Annotated in this window: 8 protein-coding genes and 1 pseudogene; 1 reads left to right on the top strand and 8 read right to left on the bottom strand. The window is 38.1% G+C overall.

Features of this window, described 5'->3' with window-relative positions; genetic code table 11:
* Window positions 1-374: 374 nt before the first annotated feature.
* The 8 genes from K334_RS0112505 to K334_RS0112470 form a co-directional block, all read right to left on the bottom strand.
* Window positions 375-737: a VOC family protein gene (locus tag K334_RS0112505; protein ID WP_025882206.1), complete on the bottom strand. Its 363-nt coding sequence runs from the start codon at window positions 735-737 to the stop codon at window positions 375-377.
* Between the two features lie 10 nt (window positions 738-747).
* Window positions 748-1,473 (bottom strand): class I SAM-dependent methyltransferase, encoded by a 726-nt coding sequence (locus K334_RS0112500; protein ID WP_025882205.1) that lies wholly within the window; start codon window positions 1,471-1,473, stop codon window positions 748-750.
* A 13-nt stretch (window positions 1,474-1,486) separates the two neighbouring features.
* Window positions 1,487-2,080, bottom strand: coding sequence for a type 1 glutamine amidotransferase family protein (locus K334_RS0112495; protein ID WP_027445053.1), 594 nt, complete (start codon window positions 2,078-2,080; stop codon window positions 1,487-1,489).
* Between the two features lie 16 nt (window positions 2,081-2,096).
* A complete protein-coding gene (locus K334_RS0112490; protein ID WP_025882202.1) occupies window positions 2,097-2,597 on the bottom strand; it encodes a hypothetical protein in 501 nt (166 codons plus the stop codon).
* Window positions 2,598-2,604: 7 nt separating this feature from the next.
* Window positions 2,605-3,474 carry a DNA damage-inducible protein D gene (dinD, locus tag K334_RS0112485; protein ID WP_025882201.1) on the bottom strand — a complete coding sequence of 290 codons (870 nt, stop codon included), beginning with the start codon at window positions 3,472-3,474 and terminating at the stop codon, window positions 2,605-2,607.
* A gap of 95 nt (window positions 3,475-3,569) precedes the next feature.
* On the bottom strand, window positions 3,570-5,318 hold the full coding sequence (locus K334_RS0112480) for an ATP-binding protein (RefSeq protein ID WP_025882199.1): 1,749 nt from the start codon (window positions 5,316-5,318) through the stop codon (window positions 3,570-3,572).
* 5 nt (window positions 5,319-5,323) lie between these two features.
* Complete coding sequence (locus K334_RS0112475) at window positions 5,324-6,343, bottom strand: SIR2 family protein (protein ID WP_025882198.1); 1,020 nt, start codon at window positions 6,341-6,343, stop codon at window positions 5,324-5,326.
* A 457-nt stretch (window positions 6,344-6,800) separates the two neighbouring features.
* A complete protein-coding gene (locus tag K334_RS0112470) occupies window positions 6,801-7,229 on the bottom strand; it encodes a DUF3408 domain-containing protein (RefSeq protein ID WP_025882197.1) in 429 nt (142 codons plus the stop codon).
* 61 nt (window positions 7,230-7,290) lie between these two features.
* Here K334_RS0112470 and K334_RS15195 point away from each other — a divergent pair.
* Window positions 7,291-7,481: pseudogene (locus K334_RS15195) on the top strand (hypothetical protein); the annotation flags it as partial.

Genomic DNA, 7,481 nt, shown 5'->3' with positions numbered 1-7,481 from the left:
AAGCCGTTTAGACGACAATCTCCACACTTCCATTTCATTGCAGGTAGTATTCTCGCCGTAAAACCTTGTTTGTCCTAAGCCCTACCTTTTTACGCCACTGAAACGAAAACGACCGACCCGACGGAAAGACGCAAAAAAAGGTCGGATATGCGAGAAGCAGGTAAAAAGAAAATGGAAACTCAACTCCCTCTCCTCTGGAATCCGCATAAAATCAGACAAGATGATTTATTCTGAAGTAAGGATGGAACAGGTAACCGTTCAAGAAGAACAGACGGAGCAAAGAAATCCCGATGAGAAACACCTCGTTACTTTTGACAGTGAGTTGAGACGGCTCAAAAGTAACAAAAAGCCATTATCAAATACTCATATTCCTTTTAATCACTAAAAGGAAGTCTTTGGTAAAATTCCAGCCAATGCCCGTCGAGGTCTTCAAAGGTAAGTAACTTTCCATAAGGTTCTGTTCTTATTTCTCCGATCGTCTTTACTCCTTTGTTCTTTAATTCCTCATATATAAGTTCGATGTCATCAATTTCAAACATAATTCTTGTTTTGCTTGCAACTACATCACCTTTGTGTGCCGGTCTTTGAAGAATGGCAAATGAGGTTTCTCCAAAATTAAATTCAATCCAATCTCTATCTATCAGTTTGACCTCAAAGCCCATGTCCTGATAAAATTGTTTGGATCTCTGCAAATCACTCACATAAATCCAACATGCGTATATCTTTCTCGGTTTCATTCTTTTGATATTATTGATGTTTGATTTTCAGCAGACCGAAGAACGAAGTTATCTCTTGAATATCCACAAGTTTCAAATGGGATTTTTCCAGTGTTGTTTTCAAATCTTCGATTGAGTGAAACCAATATTCAGGAGGAGTGTCCTCTTTCATGTCCTGCCAAGTATAGATATGTCCCTCTTGCAGATATGGCTTGATATGATTTTCATACACTTCTTTCGGGGTGGTATGTTCCAACAGATAGCGATAGACTTCATTGAACTTTTCGGGAGATGCGTCAGGATCGAACAAGATGATTTCATCTGCCATTATCATTTCGCCATCTGTTTTCAGCACCTGCTTCACGGCTTCAAACAGTCTTTCCTGCTCATTCCATTCCATTTGATGCAGAACGAGTGAGGAAATGATTAAATCCACGCTTTCTGCCGACAGTTCCAAATTTTGAATGCTACCACACTGAAACGAAACATTGTCATAGTGCTTATAAGCATCCTTTGCCTGTGCAATATTCTCTTGGCTTGTATCTATTCCGAGAACGGATAGAAAATGAGGAACGAATGGTTGCAGGGATTTTCCCCAGCCACACCCCAAATCCAACAATCTATCTCCATTCTTAACACTTGCAAACTCAAACATCCGTTCGCTCAATGCTTGTGTGGACTCAAATGTGTCTCTGCCGTCAGGACTAATTGTTCTTTTGATATATACGGATAAGTTCTTCTCCCAATTCTTTTCCATATGAAATTATTTGTTATCTCACAAATCCGTTTTTGTAGAAATCGTACCAAGCATCTATCTGTTCGGGACTGTTTGCTTCCAATAACAAAAGCATCTCACGAGTGAATTCCAAATGTCCTACACCGTTTGCCGTAACAATGTTCTTGTCACTGACAGCTTGTGCTTCCACATAATTCTTCGCATTAGTGTAACCGGTAGTACCCCATTTTTTGAGTTGGTCGAGACCGTCGCCCGTATGCTTTACGTTGTTCAGGAAACCGTGCGAACATAGAAACGAAGCTCCGTTACATATCGCTCCTACGATTTTCCCTTTATCCAAAGCCTCTTGAATCAATGGGACGACAAGTTTTGCTTCGGGGGAATCCCAACGGTTGCCGCCGATAAGTACCAAGGCTGCATAATCTTTCGGCATATTCTCGAAAGAATAATCGGGCAATGTTCTGAAACCTCCGATGGAACGGACGGCATCTGATGTCGGGGCAACGGTATGCACTTCATACTTGATTTCACCTCCCGGTATCACACCCACATGAAGAGCCGTGGAGAGAAATGCCCCTTCCCAATCTGTGTATTCATTCAATAAGATAAATAAAACTTTCTGTTTCATAATAAATTCATTTATTTTATTTTCTTTCTGCCGTTACTTTCGCCACAGTTTGCCACTCGCCGTTTTCGGTCATTCGCTCTTTTCTCCACAGAAAAGAAGAAGTCGCTATATCAGAGAATACATACCTCATTTTTTCTGTCGTATCTTCGGTTAGGATAATTTCTTCGCCGACCTTTCGGGCTGTCAGTCGGATAGCCTCGCCCATACAACCGTAGAATATATCCCACACCATCGTCTCGGGATTAAAAATGCGAAGTGTCGTTCCGTATTCGGCATCGGGTTGTTTATCTATCAGGCGTTCCTCGCGAGAGGGAACGATAAAGAGGTCTTGAACTGCCGTACCGTCCAATACTCGGGAGAATATCCATTCGCCTTTTACTCTTCGTGGCTTGACATCTTCCAAATGGTCATTCCACACGATGTTCCATTCACCTATCAAGCAGCCGAAGAAGTCGTATTCTTCGGGGATTCGTTCATTTCTTGCATTACTACACAATGCTGTTATAAATTCATTCATATCGTTTTTATTTCTTGTTCTTCGGAAGTTTTTGCGAAGCTTGTTCTATTTTCTTCTCATCTCGAGTAACCTTGCGTTCCAACTTCTTTATATCTTCTGCAGCAGGCAATTCTTCTGGTTTGATACCACGGTTTCCCAACATGGCACGCACACTTTGATTGTTTTGAATATGCTCTCGAGTGATGGACGGTTCTCCGTAAAGGTCTTTGTTTTCTACATTGTAATTGGTCATTTCCGTGGCGAGATTTTTAGCAGCAATGGTAAGAGTGGGCAGAAAGTCTGCCAGCGGTCTATTGGATTTCACGCCCAACCGTTTTTTCATATCTTCCGTAGTGTGCCCTCCGAAAAGAGCCGTGTCACCTTTAGAGCGTATTCGTCCAAAACCTTTATCGTCCACACCGCGTTCATATATATTTTGCGACAATTGTTTTTCTGCTGCTCTCAATTTGTCCCGTGTTTCCAAGCGAGAAAGCAAGTTTAGTCGCTCTTCTATCAGCTCAGCCTTCCGTGTTTGAACAGCAAAATAACTTTGGGCAAAGGCAATCTCTTCTTTCTTTGGATCTCCGTTTTGAGCAATGAGATAACAAGCGTAACGAGTAAGCATAAAATCAGAAACTTCACGCTTGGCACCACTACCCAAATCTACCATTTTCGTGACTTCACGAAAATGGTCATCTACATTGATGTCCTGTGACTTGCACGAGGCGACTGCCCGATGTATGGCAACGAGAAAATTCTCCCAGCGAGCATAGCCCAATATCGTTTGCAGTTCTCGTGCAAACCAAACCTCGATTTGATCTTTGGCATCATCACTTACTATATGCCGAACAATGCCGTCAAAAGTTGATTTATATTGTAATATACTATTCTTATCCATTGTTTTTTATTTTCTTGTGAATCCTTCAATTGTATGGGGGGGTGATAACAAAAAAATAACATCAGTAAACCTCTAAATACAATATGATTTTTATATTAGAACTTGGATTGTTTGCGAAGTCCAATTACTGCATTTGCAATATCTTGTTTAGCACACTTATTACTCCATTCTTTCCAAAATTTTATAGTTGCACTGTCAGGCTTAATTATTGGTTCTGAGATTAAAATCCTTGTCGGTAACAAAGAAGCATCTCCTACTACCAATGCTTCTCCAATATCTAAGATTGGAAGAACTTCTGTTAGACCGGCAAGATTATCGGGTAAAAGTCTTTTAATTACGGTTTGATCTTCTGCATTAGAAAGCCGTAATGAGATAAAGTTGTTGCATTGACTTAAAACTGTTCTATTAACCTCTGCTGGTCTTTGACTTATTACTACTAGACTAACGCCATATTTTCTTCCTTCTTTTGCAATTCTTTCAAAACTTTTCAAACTTAATTCAGAAGCAGCATCTTGACTGGTTCTTTCAGGAATATATAAATGAGCTTCATCACAAAGCAGACAAATTGGATGTTGATTTTCTTTTGTTGTCCATTGTTGAACGGTGAAAATAATTCTTGCAACCAATCCAATTACTAATGGCAAAACATCTGATGGAACCTCCGAGAAATCAATAATTTTAACGCCTGCTTTTTTACCATTAAGTTCTGAACCATGCATTAAAGCACTACAAAGATCATTTAACCAATTTAACTGTAATTCATCATCTGAAACTTGGAAAAGAAACCCAATACGTTTATCGTCTTTTTTTGCTTCAAGTCGTTGAATAAATCTTGTCAATTTTCCAAAGAATGGACCTTGCTTTTCTTTTCCTGCAGCTCCAGGAACCATTTCTTCGTCAAGGCGTTTTAATTCTTGAAGCACCTTTTCTAATTTATAAGGGATAGGGCTATCAATAGTAATACTATCTTTGAAAATAGTATCTTTCACTTCATCAAGATATTTTTGTTTTTCTGTAAATACGGTTTTAGAAAATAGCATTGCTTGATTGGGGGCATTGCTATCACTACGGTCAAGCAACATTGCTAACATCTCTTCGTAAGTCAATAACCAATAAGGCAACATCAAAACGCCGTTTGTCAGATTACCTTTTTTTCCTAAATCAGAAGGATTGGCAATTCTGAAATGCTGTATTCCGTCTGCCTTAAAATTCTCTCCACTATATTCTCCGTGTATGTCAAACAAAATAGAATTTGCCATTGGTAATTTAGCAATCTGTTCAATAATTTTGGCAACACACCACGATTTCCCCGAACCAGTACTTCCTACAATAACTGCGTGCCGTTGGAATAGTTTATCTCCATCCAAAAATGCTTCTGCATTTTCATCTATAGAATATTTCCCAATAGAAAGAGGTATTTGATATTTCTCTTTCGTGGAAATAGTTTGCATAAACCTTGTAATGTTTTCTCCGTCTATAGGGAAGCATTTGGCCTCTATTTCTGGAACAGTATCAAGCGTTCTTTTAAACACATTCTCTTTTTCTCCGTGCTTATTTAACAATGTCCCAATTAAGTTCACTTTCAGAATATTTTCTGTAAAAAGAAAATTATTCAATCCTAAATCTTCATCTACTGGTTGCTCGTCATCAGTAGCCTTACGAGTTATACGATTTATAATTCCAATTAAATATTGTCCAGCTTTTGAGCTTTTGATTGCAACCAAATGATTAACCTGTAACTTTCTTAACTTATCAAGTTCTTCAACTTTTACGATAAGCGTTGCTGTGTCAACGCTAAAAACAGTTCCGATAGAAGCATTATCTTCAAAATCAAAAATTGCCATATTTCCTATTTTATTAGTTTGATATATTCTGAAAGTTGCCAATAGCTAATGCCTTCAATTGTATGTTCTCCCTGATTTGAAGAATATATTTTTGTGTGGTTGCCACGGCTTTCTTCCATAAGTATGTAATTCTTACAATCTCCATCAATTATTGCCTCTTTTGTTTTTGGGGTTAATTCTTTTGTGATTACAATTATTGGTTTTGATTTTATCTGTTGAATGAGTTTTGGTTGAACGTGTTCATCATTGAACCCGTAACCAATACACAGAAATCCATTTGCGTTTTGAATTTCTGTATCTGCCTGTGTAAAAATAGTTCTATATGGTTCTTTATGTGTTTCAGCATACTTGCTAAGTCCGGGAGTTACAATCAATGGCTTATAGCCTTGTGGAATATTTTTACATAGTGGCAAATGAATGTTTTCTTTATTCGGTGTTTCAAACCAGTCTAATGATCCATGGACCTTCCATATATTAACCTGTCCGCTATATCCTTTTATATTTGCCAAGGCATTCGTATGAATGCTGTCTGAAAAATGTCCAATATAGTTGTGAGCATATCCTGTACAGATAAAAGCGTTTGCAATACTTGCACTATATTCTGCAATACGATCATAATTGGTAGTAACTATGGAAAGTTTTCTATTAGTCGTTGAAAGCAAATGTTTCATTAATATTGCCAATGGCACTTCCTCTCCATTCAAAACAAATTGTTTGTATGCTTTTAGGTCAGTTTCAGAGATTCGTTCCCAAGTTGCTTTAAGTACAGATTTTAGAACAGTATCGTTGAGTTGTATTTCTAACAATGTTTTCTCTAAATCCTTTGTTTCTTCAAGACTTTTTTTAAACGCCTCAAATTGTTTTCTATCTGAATCCTCTTCAAAGTCTAATGTGTGTTTCAAGTGTTCGCCAAGTGTCCACATTGAAGGCAATCCAAACGAAACAGAAGCACCACTACCTAATACGAGCAATGGGACTTTATTAGACCAATCCTGAAGTTGTTTTAACAATGCATCAAAATCCATATAGCTTTCCTTGGTTTATGTTCTTGTGTATAATCTCAGATAATAACCACTCCATATATTCTTTCAAAATTTTCTTATAGAAGAAAGAATTACTTTACCGTAAAGGGATAGAGTTGTTCACTTACACGTTGTTCCGACTTCTTCCATCCCAAACCCTCATAGAAAGCCAATGCCTTTGGAAAAGCTTTTACTCCCAATGTGATTAAAGTAAATTTCTGTCTCATAATTTGTACATTATAGAGTTTGCCACAAAGTTACTCATTCATAACGAGAAAGGCGAAGAAAATAGCAAGAAAACAGGGCAACTGCATCAAAATGTAAGTGCCTGATTATCAATCATAGTTTTGAGTGCATTCCTTATCTTTGGGTATAATCTCCGAAATGCAATCATTTGAAAATTAGCAACTTGTATTTTCTCGAATTTTTTGATGCGGTTGCCATGGCTGAAGATAGGGATTTACAACAGTTTCCTAAATTTTATTTCAGCCAATCTGTTGATTTCATCTTTGTAGGTCTCAAGATGATGCAGGATGATGTTTTCTACATAGATGCCAATGGTCATATCTCTGTTTCTCATCGACATGACTATCTCCGCCAACGTGTCCTGCAACTCTTTGGCGATATAGATGGTCTTGCGATTTTTCAAAGTGTTGCGACAGATGAAAAGCGACTCATAATCGCCTTTGTCAGCCTTTCGTCTTTCTCTTCTTGGGACTCTTGAAAAATCCTTTGACATAGGTTCGTCATTTGGACGTTCCGATTCAACACACAGCTCTTCAGATTGAGAATGTTTTATCTCACTCTCTTTTCTTTTCATGGGAATACCCTGTGAAATAAGTTCTCGGATGGCAACGGGATCTACCTTGCCGTTTTTGTTCTCTGTCATACTTCCTTAATTTTTATTGTCGTACAATTCACTGTTCATTACGTTGCCAAGATATTTACCGATGGAGATGAATACATCCTTTATCGGAGATATATCCAATAATTGGCTTGTACCAGCAGGGCTACATCCTTTTGTTCATACCCTTTCTGTGGAGATGTTAATTAGCGTCCATCAATACAATCGTTCGATAGTATCTGCTTTCGTACATTCCCACGTTCGAGTGAAAGAATCAAGGATATGTTCTTTGGTATA

It is taken from the genome of Segatella baroniae DSM 16972 = JCM 13447 (assembly GCF_000426585.1).
Lineage (GTDB): Bacteria > Bacteroidota > Bacteroidia > Bacteroidales > Bacteroidaceae > Prevotella > Prevotella baroniae.
This window is presented reverse-complemented; position numbering and strand designations above follow the sequence as displayed.